Origin of the sequence: Pseudomonas sp. Irchel s3b2 (assembly GCF_900187445.1) — a bacterium.
In the GTDB taxonomy this organism is placed as follows: Bacteria; Pseudomonadota; Gammaproteobacteria; order Pseudomonadales; family Pseudomonadaceae; genus Aquipseudomonas.
Genome location: NZ_FYEB01000008.1, coordinates 149,470 through 170,810, shown reverse-complemented (window position 1 = coordinate 170,810; position 21,341 = coordinate 149,470). Strand labels below are relative to the sequence as shown.

The following is a 21,341-nucleotide window of genomic DNA, read 5'->3' as shown; positions in this document are numbered from 1 at the left end:
CAAGGCAGTACTCAGGTGACCGCACATGAATGATTTACAGCTCGACGACTTCAAAACCGACGAAAACGCCGCCATGGTGTTGTTGGTGGACGATCAGGCGATGATCGGCGAGGCAGTGCGGCGTGGTTTGTCGAACGAAGAAAACATCGACTTCCATTTCTGTGCCGACCCGCACCAGGCCATCGCCCAGGCGATCCGCATCAAGCCGACGGTAATCCTTCAGGATCTGGTCATGCCCGGCCTCGACGGCCTGAGCCTGGTGCGCGAATACCGTAACCATCCGGCGACCAAGGACATTCCGATCATTGTCCTGTCGACCAAGGAAGATCCGCTGATCAAGAGCGCGGCGTTTGCCGCCGGCGCCAATGATTACCTGGTCAAACTGCCGGACAACATCGAGCTGGTGGCGCGCATCCGCTATCACTCGCGCTCCTATATGACCCTGCTGCAGCGTGACGCGGCGTATCGCGCGCTGCGGGTCAGCCAGCAGCAGTTGCTCGATACCAACCTGGTGCTGCAACGCTTGATGAACTCCGACGGCCTGACCGGGCTGTCGAACCGCCGGCATTTCGACGAATACCTGGAGCTGGAGTGGCGGCGTTCGCTGCGGGACCAGACCCAACTGTCGTTGCTGATGATCGACGTCGATTACTTCAAGTCCTACAACGACAGCTTTGGCCACCTCGAAGGCGATGAGGCGCTGCGCAAAGTCGCTACGGCAATTCGCGACGCCAGTTCCAGACCTTCGGACTTGCCGGCCCGCTACGGCGGTGAGGAATTCGTCCTGGTCCTGCCCAACACCTCGCCGGGCGGTGCACGGTTGGTGGCGGAAAAACTGCGCCTGACCGTGGCTGCGTTGAAGATTCCGCACATTTCCCCGACCGAAGGTTCGAGCCTGACCATCAGCATCGGCCTGTCGACCATGACCCCGCAACCGGGCAGCGATTGCCGGCAATTGATCTCGGCGGCGGACAAGGGGCTGTACCTGGCAAAGAACAATGGGCGCAATCAGGTGGGGATTGAATGAACCATAAGGTTCATTCGCCGCTAAAGCCGCCAGACGGGCTGCCTTGACAGCCTGATTACGTTATACTCGCCGGCTTTCAAAAGTTCGCCAACGAGTGCTGCCCGCCATGGAAATCAACCCGATCCTTAACAGTATCAAGGACCTGTCCGAGCGCTCCGAAACTATTCGGGGGTATCTTTGACTACGATCAAAAGCATGAGCGTCTGACTGAAGTCAATCGCGAGCTTGAAGATCCGTCTGTCTGGAACAACCCATCGTACGCTCAGGAACTGGGCCGCGAGCGGTCACTGCTGGCTCAGATCGTCGAAACCCTCGACGAAATGCACAGCGGCCTGGCCGATGCCAAAGACTTGCTGCTGATGTCCGCCGAAGAAGAAGACCAGGCCGCCGTCGATGATGTCGCCGCCGAAGTCGAGCGCCTGCGCGAGTCCCTGGAAAAACTCGAATTCCGTCGCATGTTCAGCGGTGAGATGGACGCCAACAACGCCTACCTGGACATCCAGGCCGGCTCCGGCGGTACCGAGGCTCAGGACTGGGCCAACATCCTGCTGCGCATGTACCTGCGCTGGGCGGATAAACGCGGTTTCGACGCGACCATCATGGAGCTGTCGGCCGGTGAAGTCGCCGGTATCAAAGGCGCTACCGTGCACATCAAGGGCGAATACGCCTTTGGCTGGCTGCGCACCGAAATCGGTGTGCACCGTCTGGTGCGCAAGAGCCCGTTCGACTCCGGCAACCGTCGTCACACCTCGTTCTCGGCTGTGTTCGTGTCGCCGGAAATCGATGACAACATCGAAATCGACATCAACCCGTCGGACCTGCGCATCGACACCTACCGCTCCTCCGGTGCCGGTGGTCAGCACGTAAACACCACCGACTCGGCCGTACGGATTACCCACGTACCGACCAACACCGTGGTCAGCTGCCAGAACGAACGTTCCCAGCATGCGAACAAAGACACCGCGATGAAAATGTTGCGGGCGCGTTTGTATGAGCAGGAAGTGCAGAAGCGCAACGCCGCTTCCCAGGCCCTGGAAGACACCAAGTCGGATATCGGCTGGGGTCACCAGATCCGTTCGTACGTGCTCGATGCCTCGCGGATCAAGGATCTGCGTACCAACATCGAACGTAGCGACTGCGACAAGGTGCTCGACGGCGACATCGACGAATACCTGGAAGCCAGCCTGAAACAAGGGCTCTAAGGCACGCCCTACAGGATCTCCACGATCCTGTAGGAGCGAGGCTTGCCCGCGAACCCCGGCGAATGCCGGGGGCAACGAACCTGATGGAATATTTAAAGACATGAGCGACCTAGAACTCGACCCGCAAGCCCTGCAACAGGAAGAAAACTCCCTGATCGCCCTGCGCAAGGAAAAGCTTGCTGCCGAGCGCGCCAAGGGCAATGCCTTCCCCAATGACTTCCGCCGCGACAATTACTGCGAAGATTTGCAGAAGCAGTACGCGGACAAGACCAAGGAAGAGCTGGCAGAGGCTGCAATCCCGGTCAAGGTTGCCGGTCGCATCATGCTCAACCGTGGCTCGTTCATGGTGATCCAGGACATGACCGGACGCATCCAGGTTTACGTCAACCGTAAAACCCTGTCCGAAGACACTTTGGCTGCGGTGAAGACCTGGGACATGGGCGACATCATCGCCGCCGAAGGCACCCTGGCCCGTTCCGGCAAGGGCGACCTGTACGTTGAAATGACCAGCGTGCGCCTGCTGACCAAGTCCTTGCGCCCGCTGCCGGACAAGCACCACGGCCTGACCGACACCGAACAGCGCTACCGTCAGCGTTACGTCGACCTGATCGTCAACGAAGATGTGCGCCAGACCTTCCGCGTGCGTTCGCAAGTGATTGCGCACATCCGCAGCTTCCTGATGAAGCGTGACTTCCTGGAAGTGGAAACGCCGATGCTGCAAACCATTCCAGGCGGCGCGGCGGCCAAGCCGTTCGAGACTCACCACAACGCGCTGGACATGGAAATGTTCCTGCGTATCGCGCCTGAGCTGTACCTCAAGCGCTTGGTAGTCGGCGGTTTCGAGAAAGTCTTCGAGATCAACCGCAACTTCCGTAACGAAGGCGTTTCGACTCGTCACAACCCTGAATTCACCATGTTGGAGTTCTACCAGGCTTACGCCGACTACGAAGACAACATGGACCTGACCGAAGAGCTGTTCCGCGAACTGGCTCAGCTGGTTTTGGGTACCACCGACGTGCCTTACGGCGACAAGGTGTTCCACTTCGGCGAGCCGTTCGTGCGTCTGTCGGTGTTCGACTCGATCCTCAAGTACAACCCCGAGCTGACCGCTGACGACCTGAACGACATCGACAAGGCTCGCACCATCGCCAAGAAGGCTGGCGCCAAGGTGCTCGGCTTTGAAGGTCTGGGCAAGCTGCAGGTGATGATTTTCGAAGAGCTGGTCGAGCACAAGCTGGAGCAGCCGCACTTCATCACCCAGTACCCGTTCGAAGTGTCGCCGCTGGCCCGTCGTAACGACGAGAACCCGAACGTCACCGATCGTTTCGAACTGTTCATCGGTGGCCGTGAAATCGCCAACGCCTACTCCGAGTTGAACGACGCGGAAGACCAGGCTGAGCGCTTCATGGCGCAGGTGGCCGACAAGGACGCCGGCGACGACGAAGCCATGCACTACGACGCCGACTTCGTTCGCGCGCTGGAGTACGGCATGCCGCCGACTGCCGGTGAAGGGATCGGCATCGACCGTCTGGTGATGTTGCTGACCAACTCACCGTCGATCCGCGACGTCATCCTGTTCCCGCACATGCGGCCACAAGCGTAAGTGTTTCAATTAAAAAGCCGCCTATAACAGGCGGCTTTTTATTGCCTGTCTGGTACAAACGTATCAATTGGTTACTTTTGACGTTTAGAGAGGAATACCTGTCGTGAATCGTGCAATGGCTCAAGAGGGTGCAGCAGGTATCGCCACTGCGGTCGCTGAAAGTGTTCAGTACCAAGGCCGCAAGGCCAGCCGACAGGGCAGCGAACAGCGTCGACAGGACATTCTCGACGCGGCGATGCGCATTGTCGTGCGCGATGGCGTGCGGGCCGTGCGACACCGTGCAGTGGCCGCTGAAGCGGGTGTGCCGCTGTCGGCCACTACATACTATTTCAAGGATATCGATGACCTGCTCACCGATACCTTCGCCCAATACGTGGAACGCAGCGCGGCGTACATGGCCAAGCTGTGGGTGAACAACGAAGGCTTGCTGCGCGAGATGGTGATCGGCGGCGACGGCAGCCAGGAGTCGCGCTCGCAACTGGCGGACGATATTGCACGGCTGATGGCCGACTATGTTCACCGACAATTGCTCAATCGTCGCGAACACTTGATGGCCGAGCAGGCATTCCGTCAGGAGGCGCTGCTTAACCCGCGCCTGGCGTTGTTGGTGCGCTCCCATCAGCAAATTCTCCTGCAGGGCACCTGTCAGCTTTTCGAAGTATTGGGTTCCCGTGAGCCACAACAGGATGCCAAAGTGTTGACGGCGATTATCGGACGGATGGAATATCAGGGCCTGCTCAACGATGCCGAGCCTGTGGCCGAAGAGGAAATGCTCGGCATCCTCAACCGCTACATGCATTTGGTGTTGGCGTCGGTGTAACCCGGTACTCCGAACGTTCCCACGCTCTGCGTGGGAATGCCGCCCGGGACGCTCCGCGTCCCTTGCCGACGTGACGCAGAGCGTCACCGGATGCATTCCCACGCAGAGCGTGGGAACGATCAACGCGTAAAAGTCATCGTGTATCGATAGGGAGTGTTGAATGAAAGCCTGGCGCGTCATGGTGATCGCCTTGTCGATCTTGCTGCTCAGTGGTTGCCTGGTGACTTTCAAGGAGCCGCTGCCCGCCAGCGAGCCCGCGCCCCAAGGGCTGCTCGGCAAATGGACGAGCACCAATGCCTGGGGCGAGCCGATGAACCTGGAACTGACGCGCATCGGCGACAATCGTTATCAGGCGGTCAGCTACTTCAAGGCCAAGCCCCATGAGCGTGAAGCCTATCCCTTCACCGTGTCGCGCCATGGCAATCGCTGGTACCTGTCGGCGAAGGTGCCGGCACAGTTCGGCGGGAATTTCACCATCACCGGTTTCGAGCTCAACGATAAGCACGAACTGGTGGTCTACAACCTCGACCTCGAGCAGATCAAACAGGCCATGGGCCAAGAAGCCCTCAGTGGCGAACGTTTCCAGACCGATGACGGCGACGGAGTGTTGATCAACAACAGCCTGGATCAAGTGTTTGCCTACCTCGATGACCCGGCCAATTCCGATGTTTTCGTTGAAGCGGTGCGTTACCAGCGCCTGGCAAAAACCAAATAAACCCAGCACGTAACGGTTTTACTACAGGAGTTTCGGGTGGACGAATACCAGCAGACGATACGCATTTTGTCCGATCGCATAGTGCTGGCGCAGACGCCGATTCGCGTTCTGGATGCGGTCAAGTGGGACGACAGCATTCGCAAGGGGTTCTTCAAAGGCAAGGGCAAGGAAATGCCGGCCGTGGACCGCGACTATTACCTCAATCGACCGCTGGCATTTGATTCCAGCAAAGTGAAGCTGGAATTCCAGAACATCGAGCGCGACATCACCCGCCAGCTCGGCCAGTTCAACCCGGTCGGGCAGATCATGCGCCGCATGTGCAAGGAATACCGGATGGTGGTGCGCATGCTCGAAGCGCGCGGCACCGAGGATTTCGGGCTGATTTCACAGGAATTGTATGGCGCAGCGTCCGATGCATTCCACGCTGGCGACCCGACCCTGGCCGACCTGGGCCTGATGCTCTCCGATTACCTGAACAACATCGATGGCCGTGGCGACCTCAAGGACGAACCGAAAATCCTCACCGCCAAGGAAGCCGTCGACCTGCTGCAACATCGGTTGAACAAGGTGTTTGGCGAAAACGAGGAAACCATTCGGGTATTCGAATCCGACGGGATCGTCGCCGATGCCGCAGCCGGCGCTGACTACATCAAGATCCGCGCCGACGCGATGTTCAACGATCGCGACGTGCGAGCGCTGGAAGTCCACGAAGGGCTGGTGCATGTGGGCACCACGCTCAACGGCCTTAATCAGCCGATCTGTACCTTCCTGTCCAAAGGCCCGCCATCGTCCACCGTGACCCAGGAAGGCCTGGCGATCCTGATGGAAATCATCACCTTCGCCTCCTACCCGAGCCGCCTGCGCAAACTGACCAACCGCACCCGTGCCATTCATATGGTGGAGGAGGGCGCGGACTTCTTGCAGATCTACGATTTCTTCTGTGAGCAAGGTTTCGAAATGGCCGAAAGCTATGGTAATGCCAGTCGGGTTTTCCGCGGCTCGGTGCCGACCGGTCTGCCATTTACCAAAGACTTGTCCTACCTCAAGGGCTTTATCATGGTTTACAACTACATTCAGTTGGCCGTGCGTAAAGGCAAATTGGAGCAGATACCGCTATTGTTTTGCGGTAAGACCACGCTGGAAGACATGCGGACCTTGCGCCAATTGGTGGACGAAGGCCTGGTCGTGCCGCCCAAGTACCTGCCCGACCAATTCCGCGACATGAACGCGCTGTCGGCCTGGATGTGCTTCTCCAACTTCCTTAACCACCTGAGCCTGGACCGGATCGAAGCGGATTATTCCAATATCCTTTAAGGCTGGTGAAATGATCGTTCCCACGCTCTGCGTGGGAATGCCGCCATGGACGCTCTGCGTCCTCTGTGACGCAGAGCGTCACGGGATGCATTCCTACGTGGAGCATGGGAACGATCGGTTTCACACATCATTGCGAGGCTTCACCGGATGAGAATCCTCAGCATCTTTTGCCTGCTCCTGACTCTCGGCGGTTGCGACTCGCTGCTGTTCTACCCCGAGCCCGGCCAGCCGTTCACCCCGGGAAAAGCCAAACTCGAATACCGCGACGTCACCCTGACCACCGCCGACGGCCTCAAGCTGCATGGCTGGTGGCTGCCAGCGAAAAAAGGCGTCGAGGTCAAAGGCACCGTCCTGCATCTGCACGGCAACGGCGGCAACCTGGCGTGGCATTTGGGTGGGAGCTGGTGGTTGCCGGAGCAGGGCTATCAAGTGTTGCTGGTGGACTATCGCGGGTACGGCTGGTCCGAAGGTAAACCGGCGTTGCCGGCGATCTATCAGGACATCGACGCCGCTTTCAAATGGCTCGACCAGGCCCCGGAGGTCAAGGGCAAGCCGCTGATCCTTCTCGGTCAGAGCCTTGGCGGTTCGATGGCGGTGCATTTCCTGGCCCAACATCCCGAGCGCCAGCGGCAACTCAAGGCGTTTGTGCTCGATGGCGTGCCTGCCAGCTACCGCGATGTCGGCCGTTTCGCCTTGAGTACGTCGTGGATGACCTGGCCGTTCCAGGTGCCGTTGTCCTGGTTGGTGCCGGACGGCGACAGCGCGATCCATTCCATGAAGCAGCTCAACGGCGTACCGAAACTGATCTATCACAGCATCGATGATCAACTGGTGCCCCTTTCCAACGGCATCCGACTGTATCAAGCTGCGCCGCCGCCGCGAGTGCTGCAACTGACCCGTGGCGGACATGTGCAAACCTTCGCCGACCCGGTCTGGCGAAAGGTCATGCTGCGCTACCTCGAAGACCCGCAGCATTTCAATGGCTTGCGCCGCCTGGGTGAAATCCCCAATTACCCGGCACCCCCGAATTCTGAAGATGAACCACCAGAGAGTCCGCAATGAGTGAAGAACGTAACGCCATCCCGCTGATCATCACCGGTATCTGCAGCATCCTCGGCACCGTTGGCGCCCTGTGGTGGTACGGCTACCTGCACTTCGCCAAACCCGAAGATGCGCTGCTGCTCAGCGACTTCACCATGCTCAAGACCGTGCCGGGCGAAGACTACAAGGTCTCCCTGGAACCGGCCCCGCAAGTGGCCCAGTGCATTGATGGCGTGCTGGTGCTGTTCGACACCGACCAGAAAGGCCTGACCGGCGTGCTGATCAACAGCAAGAAAAAAGCCGTGCGCTGCATGGGCGAGGAAACGCCGCAAAAACTCGAACAATAAACATCCCCGTAGGAGCGAGGCTTGCCCGCGAAGAACGATGACTCGGTGTATCTGTTAGACCGCGTCATCGTTCTTCGCGGGCAAGCCTCGCTCCTACAGTCCTGAAACAGGTGTAAACCTTATTCAGGGCGGGACAGACGCCATAAAAAAGCCCCGCCTGATCAATTCAGGCGGGGCTTTTAAGTTTCAGCGTGGCCAGCTTACTTGGCGCTGATCGCCGAACGCGGGACGACCGGCTGGTTGTCATTGGAAATGGTCACTTCCACCCGACGGTTCATCGCGCGGCCCGAAACACTGGAGTTCTCCGCAACCGGGTATTCCTTGCCATAACCCTGGGCCACGATACGCGCCGGGTCGACACCCATCTTGATCAGGGCTACTTGCACCGAGGTCGCACGACGCTCCGACAGCGACTGGTTGTACGACGCCGTGCCGGTGCTGTCGGTGTAGCCTTCGACAATCACTTTACGGTCCGGATTTTCCTGAAGGAACTGCGCCAGTTTGTTGATGTTCACCAAACCGTTGGACTTCAGGTCAGCCTTGTTGGTGGCGAACAGCACGTCACCGAAGGTCACCAGGGTGCCGCGATCGGTCTGTTTGGCGTTCAGGCTGTCTTGCAGCTGTTTGATCTGTTGGTCGCGGGCATCCAGACGAGCCTGAGCCCGTTGTGCCGCAGCGTTTTTCAGGTTGTTTTCAGCGGTGCGCAGGGCGATGGTCTGTTTGGCCACTTCAACACGCTGATTGGTCAGGTAAGCCAGTTGGTCGACCTTGGCCTGGTCTTCCCTGTCCAGGTAAGCCTTGTCGGCCTTGTCCAGGTATTCGCTGGCGTCTTTGGTTTCCAGCGCCGCGACTTTGCTGGCTTGTGGGTTGGCTTGCAGGCCGGCGTAGTTGGTACGGGCTTGCTCCAGGTTCGGGTTGGGCGGTGTGGAGCAGGCTGCCAGTGCAACACTTGCGGCCAGGAGGGCGGGGATCATCAATTGTTTGCGCATAATGGTTCGTCCTTTCTATCGATAAGAGTTTCAGGTCTGAAAATCGGGATGCGCGCTTACTGCACGGTGCGCTGACTTTCCTGACGCAGTTCCTGAACACCTTTCTGGGAGTCCTTCACAGCTTGTTCGGCTTTCATCGCCTGGGCCTTGCGCTCGGCGACACGGGCGTCCCACTCGGCTTGCTCGGCCAGCATTCTGGCTTCGTCATACTTCTTGTCGTGCATGGCGATTTCGGCTTGTTTGAGCTTGTCCTGAGCGGCCTTCATTTCTACGGCGGCGAATTCCGTACCGCCGGCGCTTACGGCGTTGTTCACGGCAGATTGGGTCACCGCGTATTGCTCGCTCGGCGGATTGCCAGCGCAACCGGCCAGAACGAAGCTGCTGCCGATGGCCAGGGCAGCCAGTTTGAGACCGCGCAGATGGGTGAACGAGGATGGGGCAGTGCTGGTCTTCATGGTCTTCAACTCCATTGGATAACTCCTGAAAAACAACTGAATCCATCCTGGGCAAGGAGCCGCAACCTTCAATTTCCAGAGTGTTTTTGAAACGGCCGTCCCAGGCGTGGTTACTGGGTGTGACCCGAGGCGTTTTTTAAAAGTTCAGAGAAGATGGCCTATCGCCCGAAAAAACTTTGACCGAACGGACAACGCTCTAAATCGGGAACTTTCGGGTTGTGCAGGGGTATTCCCGGCCCTGAGCGAACCTGGGAATACACATTTTTTGAAGGGGAGCGCGCGCGGTAGTCAGTGTTTTTGCTTGTCGTTATCGGCCGCCAAATCGTGCAAGTGCTGACGGGACAAGGCGAGAAAACGTGGGGTCGGGCCGACATCTTCGTACAGCGGGTCGCCTTCTTCATCAGTGGCCACCACCGTTGACCCTTTCACGTACGGAAAGCTCGCTTCGAGCTCCTCCAGGGCGGCGCCGATCAACTCGCCAAGCAGTTCTTCAGGGTGCCGCTTGGGGTACATCTCGATAATCGCCGCCAGCCGCGCGGCGGCTTCCACGTCCAGACGAATTGTGTAACCCGTGTCGGTCAGGCGACCCTTGGCGTTTTCTTCCCAGTGCTTGGCGAGTTCGCGGATTTTCATGATGACCTCATTGCGCACCTGCTCGTGGCAGGCCGGGTGAGTGTCCGGCGGTGGCCGGCGGCAAGCCGTTGTACGGCTTCTTTGTTGAAACTAGCTTCAGTTGAAGTCCCTTCGTCTGCTTGTAAGAAGCGCTTTACGACGGCACTCTCTATGACAGAGCTTCTAACAACAAAGCATAGCCGCCAATGCCAGTGTAGGAGCCAGGCTTGCCGGCGAAGGCGTCCTTGAGAGCGCCTTCGCCGGCAAGCCTGGCTCCTACGAAAAGCTGGCATTGAACATAGCCGCCGGATTTTCGCTGGAGAATTGCTGATGACCGATATTGATGCACGCTTGCGCGAGGACGTTCACCTGTTGGGTGAGTTGTTGGGCAACACCATTCGTGAACAATACGGGGACGACTTTCTCGACAAGATCGAGCAGATCCGCAAAGGCGCCAAGGCCGACCGTCGCGGTTCGATGGACGCCGAACTCAGCGCCAGCCTCAACCAGTTGAGCGAAGACGAGTTGCTGCCGGTGGCGCGGGCGTTCAACCAGTTCCTCAACCTGGCCAATATCGCCGAGCAATATCAACTGATTCACCGCCGCGAAGAGTCGCAGCCCGCGCCATTCGAGGCCCGGGTGTTGCCGGAATTGCTCGCTCGCCTGCTGACTGCGGGCCATGACGCCGAGTCCCTCGCCCGGCAGTTGGGGCGGCTGGAAATCGAACTGGTATTGACCGCGCACCCCACCGAAGTGGCGCGTCGCACGCTGATTCAGAAGTACGACGCGATCGCCGCGCAACTGGCCGCTCAGGACCACCGTGACCTGACCAGCGCCGAGCGCGAGCAGATCAAGACGAAGTTACAGCGCCTGATCGCCGAAGCCTGGCACACCGAAGAAATCCGCCGCACCCGCCCGACGCCAGTGGACGAAGCCAAGTGGGGCTTTGCGGTGATCGAGCATTCGCTGTGGCAGGCGATTCCCAACTATCTGCGTAAGGCCGATCAGGCCCTACATGCTGCCACCGGCCTGCATTTGCCACTGGAGGCGGCACCGATTCGCTTTGCTTCGTGGATGGGCGGCGACCGTGACGGCAATCCCAACGTCACCGCCGCCGTGACCCGCGAAGTGTTGCTGCTGGCGCGCTGGATGGCCGCCGATTTGTATCTGCGCGATGTCGATCACCTCGCCGCCGAGTTGTCGATGCAGCAGGCCAGTGACGAGTTGAAAGCCAAGGCCGGCGACAGCGCCGAACCTTACCGCGCAGTGCTCAAACAATTGCGTGAACGCCTGCGCGCGACCCGCAATTGGGCCCACGCATCCCTGACGGCAACCACGCCCGCGTCGGCCGATGTGCTGCAAAACAATCGTGACCTGTTGGACCCACTGGAGCTGTGCTACCACTCGCTGCATGAATGCGGCATGGGCGTCATCGCCGACGGCCCGTTGCTCGATTGCTTGCGCCGCGCGGTGACGTTCGGGTTGTTTCTGGTGCGCCTCGATGTGCGACAGGACTCGTCGCGCCACACGGCCGCCATGACCGAAATCACCGACTACCTCGGCCTGGGCCGTTATGAGGATTGGAACGAGGAAGAGCGCATCGCCTTCCTGATGCGCGAACTGAACAATCGCCGCCCGTTGCTGCCGGCGTACTTCAAGCCGTCTGCCGACACCGCCGAAGTACTGGCGACGTGTCGGGAAATCGCCGCGGCGCCGGGGGCTTCCCTCGGCTCGTATGTGATTTCCATGGCCGGCGCCGCCTCCGACGTGCTCGCCGTGCAATTGCTGCTCAAAGAATCCGGCGTATTGCGGCCGATGCGCGTGGTGCCGCTGTTCGAAACCCTCGCCGACCTCGATAACGCCGGCCCGGTGATCGAAAAACTCTTGCTGCTGCCGGGCTATCGCTCGCGCCTGCAAGGGCCGCAGGAAGTGATGATCGGTTATTCCGACTCGGCCAAGGACGCCGGCACTACAGCGGCGGCCTGGGCGCAATATCGGGCGCAGGAGCGTTTGGTCGACATCTGTCGCGAACAGCAAGTGGAACTGCTGTTGTTCCACGGTCGCGGTGGCACCGTGGGCCGCGGTGGTGGTCCGGCGCACGCGGCGATTCTGTCGCAGCCGCCGGGGTCGGTGGCGGGGCGTTTCCGCACCACCGAGCAGGGGGAAATGATTCGTTTCAAATTCGGCCTGCCGGACATCGCCGAGCAAAATCTCAATCTGTACCTCGCGGCGGTATTGGAAGCGACCTTGCTGCCGCCGCCTCCTCCTGAACCTGCCTGGCGCCATTTGATGGACGAATTGGCCGCCGATGGCGTCAAGGCTTACCGCGCCGTGGTGCGGGAGAATCCGCAGTTCGTTGAGTATTTCCGCCAGTCCACCCCGGAGCAGGAGTTGGGGCGTTTGCCTTTGGGCAGCCGCCCGGCCAAGCGCCGCGCGGGCGGGATCGAAAGCCTGCGCGCCATTCCATGGATCTTCGGCTGGACCCAGACGCGCCTGATGTTGCCGGCCTGGCTCGGGTGGGAAGCGGCGCTGAGCAAGGCGCTGGAGCGTGGCGAGGGCGAGTTGCTGGGACAGATGCGCGAGCAGTGGCCGTTCTTCCGTACCCGCATCGATATGCTGGAAATGGTGCTGGCCAAGGCCGACGCCGATATCGCCCAATCTTACGATGAGCGCCTGGTCGAGCCGGATCTGCTCCCTTTGGGTGCGCATTTACGCGACCTATTGTCGCAGGCCTGTGCGGTGGTCTTGGGGTTGACCGGTCAGTCGCAGCTACTGGCACATAGCCCAGCCACCCTTGAATTCATCCGCCTGCGCAACACTTATCTCGACCCGCTGCATCTATTGCAGGCCGAATTGTTGGCACGTTCGCGGCAGCAGGATGTGGCCCAGGGTAGCCCGGTAGAACAGGCGTTACTGGTGTCTGTGGCGGGGATCGCCGCCGGTTTGCGAAATACCGGCTAAGGTTTTTGTCGTGGGGGACAGGCACCCGGCGCGAGCGTCGAGTGCCTGTTGGCGAGCGGTCGAAAAGGTCTGTCACGCGACAGTTAATGATGGGGTTGCGACTTGGGTTACCCCTTCGCAGGGTCTCATCAGGCGCGGGTTTCTCCGACTTTCGGCGGCTTGTGTGGGCAGGGCCTGCTGTGTATCTTGATCAGCCTTTGGCCGTTTGGGCGGTCGCGATCCTATTTTTGAGATTGGCCCCACGAGGCGAATCTGACGTTATCTATATAAAAAATTGAGGAGCACATCGATGCGCGTCATTCTGCTGGGAGCTCCCGGGGCCGGTAAAGGTACTCAGGCTAAGTTCATCACCGAAAAATTCGGCATTCCGCAAATCTCCACCGGCGACATGCTGCGTGCTGCTGTAAAAGCCGGTACCGAGCTGGGTGTTAAAGCCAAAGGCATCATGGATGCCGGTGGTCTGGTCTCTGACGATCTGATCATCGCCCTGGTCAAGGACCGTATCGCGCAGCCTGACTGTGCCAACGGTTTCCTGTTCGACGGTTTCCCGCGCACCATTCCGCAAGCTGAAGCGCTGGTAGAAGCTGGCGTGGAGCTGGACAACGTGGTCGAAATCGCCGTCGATGATGAAGAAATCGTTCAGCGTATCGCCGGTCGTCGCGTTCACGAGGCCAGTGGCCGCGTGTACCACACCGTCTACAACCCGCCGAAAATCGCCGGCAAAGACGACATCACCGGCGAAGAGCTGGTGCAGCGCAAGGACGACACCGAAGAAACCGTGCGTCATCGCCTGTCGGTCTACCACTCCCAGACCAAACCACTGGTAGAGTTCTACCAGGGGCTGGCCTCTGCGCAGGGCAAGCCGAAATACAGCCATATTCCGGGTGTCGGCTCGGTTGAAGTGATCACCGGCAAGGTGCTTGAAGCACTGAGCTGAAAAGTCTGATCGGCTTCATCTTCTACGGCCCGCTTGCGGGCCGTAGTTGTTTATACTGGCGCACTTTTTCAGACCTCTCTTACGGAAACATCGATGAGCACCTTGCTGGCCCTGGACACCGCGACTGAAGCTTGCTCCGTTGCTTTGCTGCATGACGGCAAAGTCACGAGTCATTACGAGGTGATCCCGCGCCTGCATGCGCAGAAGCTGCTGCCGATGATCCAGCAACTGCTGGCCGATGCCGGGACCACGCTGCAAGCGGTCGATGCCATTGCGTTCGGCCGTGGTCCGGGCGCGTTCACCGGTGTGCGGATCGCCATTGGCGTTGTGCAAGGTCTGGCATTTGCGCTGGATCGTCCGGTGTTGCCGGTCTCCAATCTCGCCGTACTCGCCCAGCGGGCTTATCGCGAACACGGCGTCAGCCAGGTCGCAGCGGCCATCGATGCGCGCATGGATGAGGTGTATTGGGGTTGCTACCGCGAAACGGCGGGGGAGATGCGGTTGGTGGGCAACGAAGCTGTATTGCCACCGGAAGCCGCTGCGTTGCCGGCCGATGCCAGTGGCGAGTGGTTCGGCGCAGGTACCGGTTGGGGGTATGCCGAGCGCATTGCCGTCAATCTGAGCGGGCAAGACGCAGGCATGCTGCCCCACGCCGAAGACCTGCTGACTCTGGCTCGTTTTGCCTGGGAACGCGGTGAAGCGATCGTGGCTGATGAAGCGCAGCCGGTGTATCTGCGCGATAAAGTTGCGACCCCGAAAGCGCGTTAATCCTTGATGCCGAGTTGAGCCCTTCGCGGGCAAGTCGGATCGCCGCACCGCTCGCTCCTACAGGATATCGCTGATATTTCGATTGGCTCAAAACCTGTAGGAGCGAGGCTTGCCCGCGAAAGCAATCTCCCAGATATAAGCCAATCGTCACTTTCTACCCGCCGCTTTTAAACCTTTTCACTTTTCTGTGTTCTAGTTATCACTCGGCAGTTTGCGAAGTGGGCTATGTGCCACTAAGCTGCCATCATTGATACCGGACATGTACTCATGCGTATAGACGGCGTTTCCTCTCAGTCCTACCCCATCAAGCGCAAGCCCCGCAAAGGCCCTGTGGCGGATGACGACTACGTCGATATCGACGGCGAGCTGGAAACTCCTTCCGAAGAGCAGTTGGCCGCCCGTGCCGCCAAAGCTTCCGCGCAACGTCTGAGCAATCTTCCCGCGCGCCAACAAGACATGATCTATCACCGCGCGATGAGCAAAAGCGTGGCGATGGCACTGGCGAGTTACCTGAGCACCGCCACTTTTGTCGATTGGGATGCGGATGTACTGGGTCTCGATCTGTACATCTGATGTTGCTGCCTTACTACCTCGGCTGCCCGTCCTGGAGTGAAAACGCCTGGCGCGATTACTTGTATCCGCAGGACGCCAGACCCGCCGAGTTTCTCAATCTTTATTCTCAAGTGTTCAACGCCGTGGAAGGCAATACGACCTTCTATGCGAGCCCCTCTGCCGCCACCGTGCAGCGTTGGGCCGAAACCATGCCTGAACACTTTCGCTTCACCGCCAAGTTCCCCGGCGACATCAGTCACAGCGGTGACCTGCGCGAACAACTGACCGCTGCCGAAACCTTCCTGCAATTGCTCAGCCCTCTGGGTGAACGGGTTTCTCCCCTCTGGCTGCAATTATCGAAAAGCTTCACCCCTCAACGCTTGTCCGAGCTGGCCGGTTTTATCGACGCAGTGGACCGGCCCTTGGCGGTCGAAGTGCGGCACGATGAGTTTTTCGCCAAGGGCGATGCCGAGCGAATGCTCAATCGCCTGTTGCTGGACCGCGGTGTCGAGCGCATCTGCCTTGATCCGCGGGCGCTGTTCAGTTGCACCTCGACCGATCCTTCGGTGCTCCACGCCCAATCGAAAAAGCCCCGGGTGCCGCCTCGTCCCGCTGCGTTCACTCAATTCCCACAGGTGCGTTTCATCGGCCATCCGCAGCTGGAAGCCAACGATCCGTTCCTGGTGCCGTGGGTCGAGAAAATCGCTGTCTGGATCGAAGAGAGCCGCACGCCCTATATCTTCCTGCACACCGCCGATAACCTGCTAGCAGCGAAACTGGCACAACGTTTTCACGCACAACTGATGCTGCGTTTGCCTGGCTTGCCGCCGCTGCCTGAGCTATACAGAGAGCCCGCGGCCGAGCAACTTGGCTTGCTCTGAAGCGGCTTCGTTCCCAGCTGTAGGAGCCAGGCTTGCCGGCGAAGGCGTCCTTGAGAGCGCCTTCGCCGGCAAGCCTGGCTCCTACGAAAAGCGGTTTATCTTTCCCCCTTTTCAGGAGCCTGCCAATGGATGCGCAAACACTTCGAGCCCAGGCGTTCAAAGCACTGCACGAACGCGAGGGCGCTTTTGTCATTCCCAACCCTTGGGACGCCGGCTCGGCGAAAATGCTCGCCAGCCTGGGCTTCGAGGCGCTGGCGACCACCAGTGCCGGCTACGCCTTTTCCCGGGGCCGTCCCGATGGCGGGCTGACCCTCGACGAAACTCTGGCGAACGTTGAAGCGATTGTCGCGGCCACTGATCTGCCGGTCGCGGTGGATCTCGAAAACGGTTTTGCCGACGCCCCCGCCGACTGCGCTCAAAGTATTGTGCGGGCCGCCAAGGCCGGTGCGGTCGGCGGTTCGATCGAAGATGCCACGGGGCGTGAGGACGGTCCGATCTACTGCTTCGAGCATGCCGTCGCGCGTATCGAAGCTGCTGTCGCGGTGGCTCGCAGTTTGCCTTTTCCCTTCGTGCTGACGGCGCGTGCCGAGAACTTTCTGCACGGCAACCCTGACCTCGACGATACCATTCGCCGTTTGCAGGCATTCGCCGAGGCGGGGGCCGATGTGCTTTACGCACCGGGCTTGCGCAGCGCGGAAGAGGTCTTGGCGGTGGTTCGCGCCGTGGCGCCGAAACCGGTCAATGTGTTGATGTCCGGCGGGCTCAAACTGACGGTCGAGCAGTTGAGTGAAATGGGCGTCAAACGCATCAGCGTCGGTTCGGCCCTGGCCTTGGCGGCGTACGGCGAATTCTTCCGCGCCGCCGAGGAAATCCAGCAACACGGGACCTTCGGCTTCACCTCCCGGTCGATGCCGTTCCAGAAGGCTAATCAATTGTTCAAAGGCTGACGATGCGGTTTCGGTGGGGGCTGCTGCTGGTGCTGTTGATCATCGGCGCTGCCGGGTTGAGCGTCTGGCGCGGCTGGTTTTCCATTCCCCCGCAATGGAATCCGTGGGCGCCGCTGGACGTAAAGGCCGAACCGAACCTGCTGACCCGCTACAAACTGATGCGTCTGCGCGATAATCCGCAGTTATGCGACCAGGCGCTGAGCAGCTCAGATTTGCGGGTAGCCCGTCAGACCGACAGCCCGGACGCGGCCTGCCCGTTGACCAACACCTTGCGTGTGCAAGGTGGCGAGGCGGCGCTGAGCAGCAGTTTCCTCGCCAGTTGCAGCCTGGCGGTAGCGTTCGCCTTGTTCGAGCGCCACGCCTTGCAACCGGCGGCTCAGGCTGTCTATGGGCAGGCGGTGAAACGGGTTGACCATCTCGGCAGCTTCGCCTGTCGCAACGTTTACAACCGCGAAAACGGCAGGCGTAGCCAGCATGCCACGGCCGATGCCCTGGATATCAGCGGATTCCGGCTGGCGGACGGCCGATTCATCAGCGTGCTCAAGGATTGGCCGAAGGATAATCAGGACGCGCGATTTCTCCGTCAGGTCCGCGACGGCGCCTGCGACATGTTCAGTGTGGTATTGAGCCCGGACTACAACGCTGCCCATCGCAATCACTTTCATGTGGATGTCGGACCGTGGTGGCGGTGCCGCTGAAGGATTATGCAGCGATGCGCAGGTTCTGCAGAACGATCGGGCGTGCCCAGCCGTTATCGAAATCGAATTGTTTCTGTTGCTCCACCAGCTCTTCGGGCGAGAACGGCGGGAACGGCTTGTCCAGCAGGTCGAGTTCGAACTCGGCAATCGGCAAGTGCAGCGGCCGCGGTTGCGGTTGCGCTGCGGTGCCAGGCTCTGGCAGCGGTTGACCGGCGGTGAGCACGATCGGGCGTACCCAGCCGCTGTCGAAGTCCTGTTGTTGCTGTTGCGCGATGATTTCTTGCGGCGGGAACGGTGGGAACGGTTTGTCGGCCAAGTCCATTTCGAACTCGGCAATCGGCAGGAACAGTGGCTCTGGTGGGCGGACTACGGTTTCTTTCACATCACATTCGCGCTGGGAAATGATGTACGCCAGCAGCTCGCTGCCAACGGTCGGTTCGACCGGGCTGTCGAGATCGACCGGCGGAAAATTCAGCGATTCAGGCAGCACTTCACCCGACTGTTCGGCCAGCGCTCGGGCAAAGAAATCCTGCCAGATGTGGCTGACGCCGCTCAGTGCCTGGGTGTTTCGCAGGTTGTAGTCGCCGTAGGGCGAGATAAAACCTGTGAATGTGGATTGAATGTCTGACATTTCTCTCGGTCGACGCTCAGCTCTGGCAAAATGCTCGATAGTTTGGTTATCGGCCATTTTTGCCGATCATTAATTTTTTGAGCGTGTTTTCCCATGATTGAGCAACCTGCGGCCTGCCGCATCCATGTCGAGGCCTTGGGCACGACCTTTCAGCCACAGGCTGAGCAATGGGCCGAGCGCCTGGGGTTGCCGTTACAGGTGGATGACGGCGAGTTTGCCTTGCAGGTGGGCGAGCAGGGGTTGCAGCTGCAACAACTCGGGCCGGATGCACCAGGACCGGTGCGCGTGGATTTTGTCGAGGGCGGCGCGGCCCATCGTCGGTTGTACGGTGGCGGCAGCGGTCAGATGATCGCCAAAGCGGTCGGCGTCGCCCAAGGCGTGCGCCCGCGTGTGCTGGACGCCACGGCGGGATTGGGCAAGGACGCATTCGTGCTGGCCAGCCTGGGCTGCGAGATGAGCCTGATCGAGCGCCAGCCGCTGATCGGCGCGTTGCTTGAAGATGGCCTGGCGCGCGGCGCGGAAGATTTCGACGTGGCGCCGATTGTGGCGCGGATGCGTTTGCTCAAGGGCAATTCGATCGAGTTGATGCGCAATTGGGAAGGCGAGCCGCCGCAGGTGATCTACCTTGACCCGATGTTTCCCCATCGCGAGAAAACTGCGTTGGTGAAGAAGGAAATGCGCCTGTTCCGGCCGCTGGTAGGCGACGACCCGGACGCGCCGGCATTGCTCGAAGCGGCATTGGCCCTGGCCAGCCACCGGGTGGTGGTCAAACGCCCACGCAAGGCGCCGTGCATCGACGGGCCGAAGCCGAGTCATGCGCTGGATGGCAAGTCCAGCCGATACGACATTTATCCGAAGAAAGCGCTCAAGCCCTGATTTGATACTGATCGTTCCCACGCTCTGCGTGGGAATGCCTCAATGGATGCTCTGCGTCCGCTTCGAAAGGGACGTGGAGCGTCCCGGGCTGCATTCCCACGAAGAGCGTGGGAACGATCATCAGACCGACCCCGGCCGATAAGCCCGCATAAATAACCCCACCACTTCCCGCACATGGGCTTCGGCCGCATCCCCGGTCACCGGCTCGCCGCAGCCGTACAGCAAGCGGAAATTCCCCGCGCCCTTAAGCAGGCAAAAGAAATGCTCAGCCGCATTACGCGGTTTATCGATGCTCAACACGCCGCTCTGATCGATCTTGCTCAGCAACCGTTCCATGCCGTGCAGCACGCGCTCTGGCCCTGCCTGGAAGAAAATCAGCGCGAGTTTCGGGTCCTGGCTGCCCAGCGTCATCATCAGCCGGTGCAGGTTCACCGATTCGTCGCTGTTGACCAGTTGATGAAAGCCGCGCGCGATGTTCAACAGCACGGTGTCCACCGCCACGCCGTCCGGCAACTCGAAAAACAGCGTCGGCAGTTGTTCCTCACATTTGGCCACCACGGCGGAGGAAAACAGCGTCTCCTTGTCGTTGAAATGGCTGTAGACCGTCAGCTTCGACACGCCGGCCTCGGCCGCCACAGCATCCATGCTGGTATTGGCGTAGCCCTTACTCAGAAACAGGATTTTCGCCGCATCGAGGATGGCCTGGCGTTTGGCCAGATCCTTGGGACGGCCCGGACCGTTGGGTGCTGAAAGATTGTTCGACATTCTTCGCTTTAATACTGGACTGGTGAGTTTGCTATTAATAACATACCGGTCAGTATAAATATTCCAAGCATCATTAGCGAAAGGTCCTTCACCATGTTCCGCTATGCCTTGTCCCTCGCATTGCCGGTCAGTCTGGCTTTTTTATTGTCTGCGTGTGGCCATGAAGAGGCGCCTCAAGTCACCGTTCGCCCGGCCATGGTCGTACAGCCAGAGCCTTCGGCTCAGGCCATGGAAAGTTATCCCGGTGAAGTTCGCGCCCGCTATGAGCCCGATCTGGCCTTCCGCATTGGCGGCAAAGTCAGCCGACGACTGGTCGAGGAAGGTCAGCGGGTCAAGGCTGACCAGCCTCTGGCGGAACTCGATCCTCAGGACGTGCGCCTGCAACTGGAAGCCACCCGTGCCCAAGTCGCGGCCGCCGAAGCCAACCTGAGCCTGGTGCGCGCCGAGCGTGATCGCTACAAGACCCTGATGGAGCGGCAGATGGTCAGCCGTTCGCAGTACGACAATGCAGAAAACCTCTACCGCTCCGGTGAAGCACGCCTCAAGCAAATCAAAGCCGAATTCAACGTCTCGACCAACCAGGCCAGTTACGCGGTGCTGCGCGCGCCCCAGGATGGCGTAGTGGCCAAACGTGCGGTTGAAGTCGGGCAAGTGGTCGCGGCCGGGCAAACCGTGTTTACCCTCGCCACTGATGGCGAGCGCGAAGTGTTGATCAGCCTGCCGGAGCAGAGCTTTGGGCGCTTCAAGGTCGGCCAGCCGGTCTCGGTAGAACTCTGGACCCAACCCGATCAACGTTTTCCCGGACGCATCCGTGAGTTGTCACCCGCGGCCGACCCGAAATCCCGCACCTTCGCTGCCCGCATCGCTTTTACCGCTGGCAAGGTTCCCGCCGAACTCGGCCAGAGCGCCAGGGTGTTCATCCAGACCGCCGAAGTAGTGGCGTTGTCGGTGCCGCTGTCGGCGGTCACCGCGGAAAACGGTGCCACTTATGTGTGGGTGGTCGGCGCCAACAACACCTTGAAAAAAGCCCCGGTGCGGGTCGGTGCATTCGGTGAGAAAACCGTGCCGGTGCTAGAAGGCTTGAACGCCAGCGACTGGGTGGTGGCGGCGGGTGTTCATGTGCTTCACGACGGGCAGCAAGTGCGCCCGGTGGATCGCTCCAACCGCGTGGTCAATCTGGCGCACAAGGAGTAATCCCCG

The 21,341-nt window shown here is 59.9% G+C and carries 22 protein-coding genes; 17 read left to right on the top strand and 5 right to left on the bottom strand.

The genetic code is table 11. The features are described 5' to 3' along the window. The first annotated feature begins 25 nt into the window (after window positions 1–25). From CKW20_RS18360 to CKW20_RS18325, 8 genes are all read left to right on the top strand, one after another. Window positions 26–1,027, top strand: coding sequence for a PleD family two-component system response regulator (locus tag CKW20_RS18360; RefSeq protein ID WP_095054193.1), 1,002 nt, complete (start codon window positions 26–28; stop codon window positions 1,025–1,027). Window positions 1,028–1,133: 106 nt separating this feature from the next. Beyond that, a protein-coding gene (prfB, locus tag CKW20_RS18355) for a peptide chain release factor 2 (RefSeq protein WP_141228962.1) occupies window positions 1,134–2,229 on the top strand; the annotation gives its coding sequence in 2 pieces (ribosomal slippage) (window positions 1,134–1,205 and window positions 1,207–2,229; 1,095 coding nt in all). A gap of 100 nt (window positions 2,230–2,329) precedes the next feature. Further along, window positions 2,330–3,832 carry a lysine--tRNA ligase gene (lysS, locus tag CKW20_RS18350; protein ID WP_095054192.1) on the top strand — a complete coding sequence of 501 codons (1,503 nt, stop codon included), beginning with the start codon at window positions 2,330–2,332 and terminating at the stop codon, window positions 3,830–3,832. Between the two features lie 103 nt (window positions 3,833–3,935). Beyond that, window positions 3,936–4,652 (top strand): TetR/AcrR family transcriptional regulator, encoded by a 717-nt coding sequence (locus tag CKW20_RS18345; protein ID WP_176466918.1) that lies wholly within the window; start codon window positions 3,936–3,938, stop codon window positions 4,650–4,652. Between the two features lie 160 nt (window positions 4,653–4,812). Continuing rightward, window positions 4,813–5,367, top strand: coding sequence for a hypothetical protein (locus CKW20_RS18340; protein ID WP_095054190.1), 555 nt, complete (start codon window positions 4,813–4,815; stop codon window positions 5,365–5,367). Window positions 5,368–5,403: 36 nt separating this feature from the next. Beyond that, window positions 5,404–6,681, top strand: a complete 1,278-nt coding sequence (locus CKW20_RS18335) for a flavohemoglobin expression-modulating QEGLA motif protein (protein WP_052967470.1) — start codon at window positions 5,404–5,406, stop codon at window positions 6,679–6,681. Between the two features lie 147 nt (window positions 6,682–6,828). Next, the gene (locus tag CKW20_RS18330; RefSeq protein ID WP_095054189.1) at window positions 6,829–7,743 is read left to right on the top strand and encodes an alpha/beta hydrolase; all 915 of its coding nucleotides are present in this window, start codon (window positions 6,829–6,831) and stop codon (window positions 7,741–7,743) included. Beyond that, window positions 7,740–8,069, top strand: coding sequence for a hypothetical protein (locus tag CKW20_RS18325; protein WP_007897662.1), 330 nt, complete (start codon window positions 7,740–7,742; stop codon window positions 8,067–8,069). Before CKW20_RS18330 ends, CKW20_RS18325 begins: the two co-directional genes overlap by 4 nt. 200 nt (window positions 8,070–8,269) lie before the next feature. Here CKW20_RS18325 and CKW20_RS18320 read toward each other — a convergent pair whose 3' ends face one another. The 3 genes from CKW20_RS18320 to CKW20_RS18310 form a co-directional block, all read right to left on the bottom strand. Further along, a complete protein-coding gene (locus CKW20_RS18320) occupies window positions 8,270–9,058 on the bottom strand; it encodes an OmpA family protein (RefSeq protein WP_095054188.1) in 789 nt (262 codons plus the stop codon). A 56-nt stretch (window positions 9,059–9,114) separates the two neighbouring features. Continuing rightward, window positions 9,115–9,528: a DUF4398 domain-containing protein gene (locus tag CKW20_RS18315; RefSeq protein ID WP_052967474.1), complete on the bottom strand. Its 414-nt coding sequence runs from the start codon at window positions 9,526–9,528 to the stop codon at window positions 9,115–9,117. Window positions 9,529–9,801: 273 nt separating this feature from the next. Beyond that, window positions 9,802–10,146 carry a pilin assembly protein gene (locus CKW20_RS18310; protein ID WP_095054187.1) on the bottom strand — a complete coding sequence of 115 codons (345 nt, stop codon included), beginning with the start codon at window positions 10,144–10,146 and terminating at the stop codon, window positions 9,802–9,804. 309 nt (window positions 10,147–10,455) lie between these two features. On the opposite strand from CKW20_RS18310, the gene ppc reads away from it, so the two are divergent. The 7 genes from ppc to CKW20_RS18275 all read left to right on the top strand — a co-directional run bounded on the left by ppc (window position 10,456) and on the right by CKW20_RS18275 (window position 17,869). Further along, window positions 10,456–13,086 carry a phosphoenolpyruvate carboxylase gene (gene ppc, locus CKW20_RS18305; protein ID WP_095054186.1) on the top strand — a complete coding sequence of 877 codons (2,631 nt, stop codon included), beginning with the start codon at window positions 10,456–10,458 and terminating at the stop codon, window positions 13,084–13,086. 289 nt (window positions 13,087–13,375) lie between these two features. Beyond that, window positions 13,376–14,023: an adenylate kinase gene (gene adk / locus CKW20_RS18300; RefSeq protein ID WP_007906266.1), complete on the top strand. Its 648-nt coding sequence runs from the start codon at window positions 13,376–13,378 to the stop codon at window positions 14,021–14,023. 93 nt (window positions 14,024–14,116) lie between these two features. Continuing rightward, window positions 14,117–14,791: a tRNA (adenosine(37)-N6)-threonylcarbamoyltransferase complex dimerization subunit type 1 TsaB gene (gene tsaB, locus CKW20_RS18295; RefSeq protein WP_095054185.1), complete on the top strand. Its 675-nt coding sequence runs from the start codon at window positions 14,117–14,119 to the stop codon at window positions 14,789–14,791. Window positions 14,792–15,058: 267 nt separating this feature from the next. Continuing rightward, window positions 15,059–15,364 carry a hypothetical protein gene (locus tag CKW20_RS18290; protein WP_095054184.1) on the top strand — a complete coding sequence of 102 codons (306 nt, stop codon included), beginning with the start codon at window positions 15,059–15,061 and terminating at the stop codon, window positions 15,362–15,364. Then, entirely contained in the window at window positions 15,364–16,224 is an 861-nt protein-coding gene (locus CKW20_RS18285; protein WP_095054183.1) for a DUF72 domain-containing protein, read from the top strand. The genes CKW20_RS18290 and CKW20_RS18285 overlap by 1 nt, the downstream gene beginning before the upstream one ends. Window positions 16,225–16,349: 125 nt before the next feature. Continuing rightward, complete coding sequence (locus CKW20_RS18280; protein ID WP_095054182.1) at window positions 16,350–17,171, top strand: oxaloacetate decarboxylase; 822 nt, start codon at window positions 16,350–16,352, stop codon at window positions 17,169–17,171. Window positions 17,172–17,173: 2 nt separating this feature from the next. After that, window positions 17,174–17,869, top strand: coding sequence for an extensin family protein (locus CKW20_RS18275; RefSeq protein ID WP_095054181.1), 696 nt, complete (start codon window positions 17,174–17,176; stop codon window positions 17,867–17,869). A 4-nt stretch (window positions 17,870–17,873) separates the two neighbouring features. On the opposite strand, the gene CKW20_RS18270 is transcribed toward CKW20_RS18275, so the two are convergent. After that, window positions 17,874–18,500 (bottom strand): energy transducer TonB, encoded by a 627-nt coding sequence (locus CKW20_RS18270; protein WP_095054180.1) that lies wholly within the window; start codon window positions 18,498–18,500, stop codon window positions 17,874–17,876. 93 nt (window positions 18,501–18,593) lie between these two features. Here CKW20_RS18270 and CKW20_RS18265 point away from each other — a divergent pair, with 93 nt between their 5' ends. Then, a complete protein-coding gene (locus CKW20_RS18265) occupies window positions 18,594–19,376 on the top strand; it encodes a class I SAM-dependent methyltransferase (RefSeq protein WP_095054179.1) in 783 nt (260 codons plus the stop codon). A gap of 120 nt (window positions 19,377–19,496) precedes the next feature. On the opposite strand, the gene CKW20_RS18255 is transcribed toward CKW20_RS18265, so the two are convergent. After that, complete coding sequence (locus CKW20_RS18255; protein ID WP_095054177.1) at window positions 19,497–20,141, bottom strand: TetR/AcrR family transcriptional regulator; 645 nt, start codon at window positions 20,139–20,141, stop codon at window positions 19,497–19,499. A gap of 93 nt (window positions 20,142–20,234) precedes the next feature. Between CKW20_RS18255 and CKW20_RS18250 the strand changes: the two genes are divergently transcribed. Further along, window positions 20,235–21,335: an efflux RND transporter periplasmic adaptor subunit gene (locus CKW20_RS18250; RefSeq protein ID WP_095054176.1), complete on the top strand. Its 1,101-nt coding sequence runs from the start codon at window positions 20,235–20,237 to the stop codon at window positions 21,333–21,335. Window positions 21,336–21,341 lie beyond the last annotated feature (6 nt).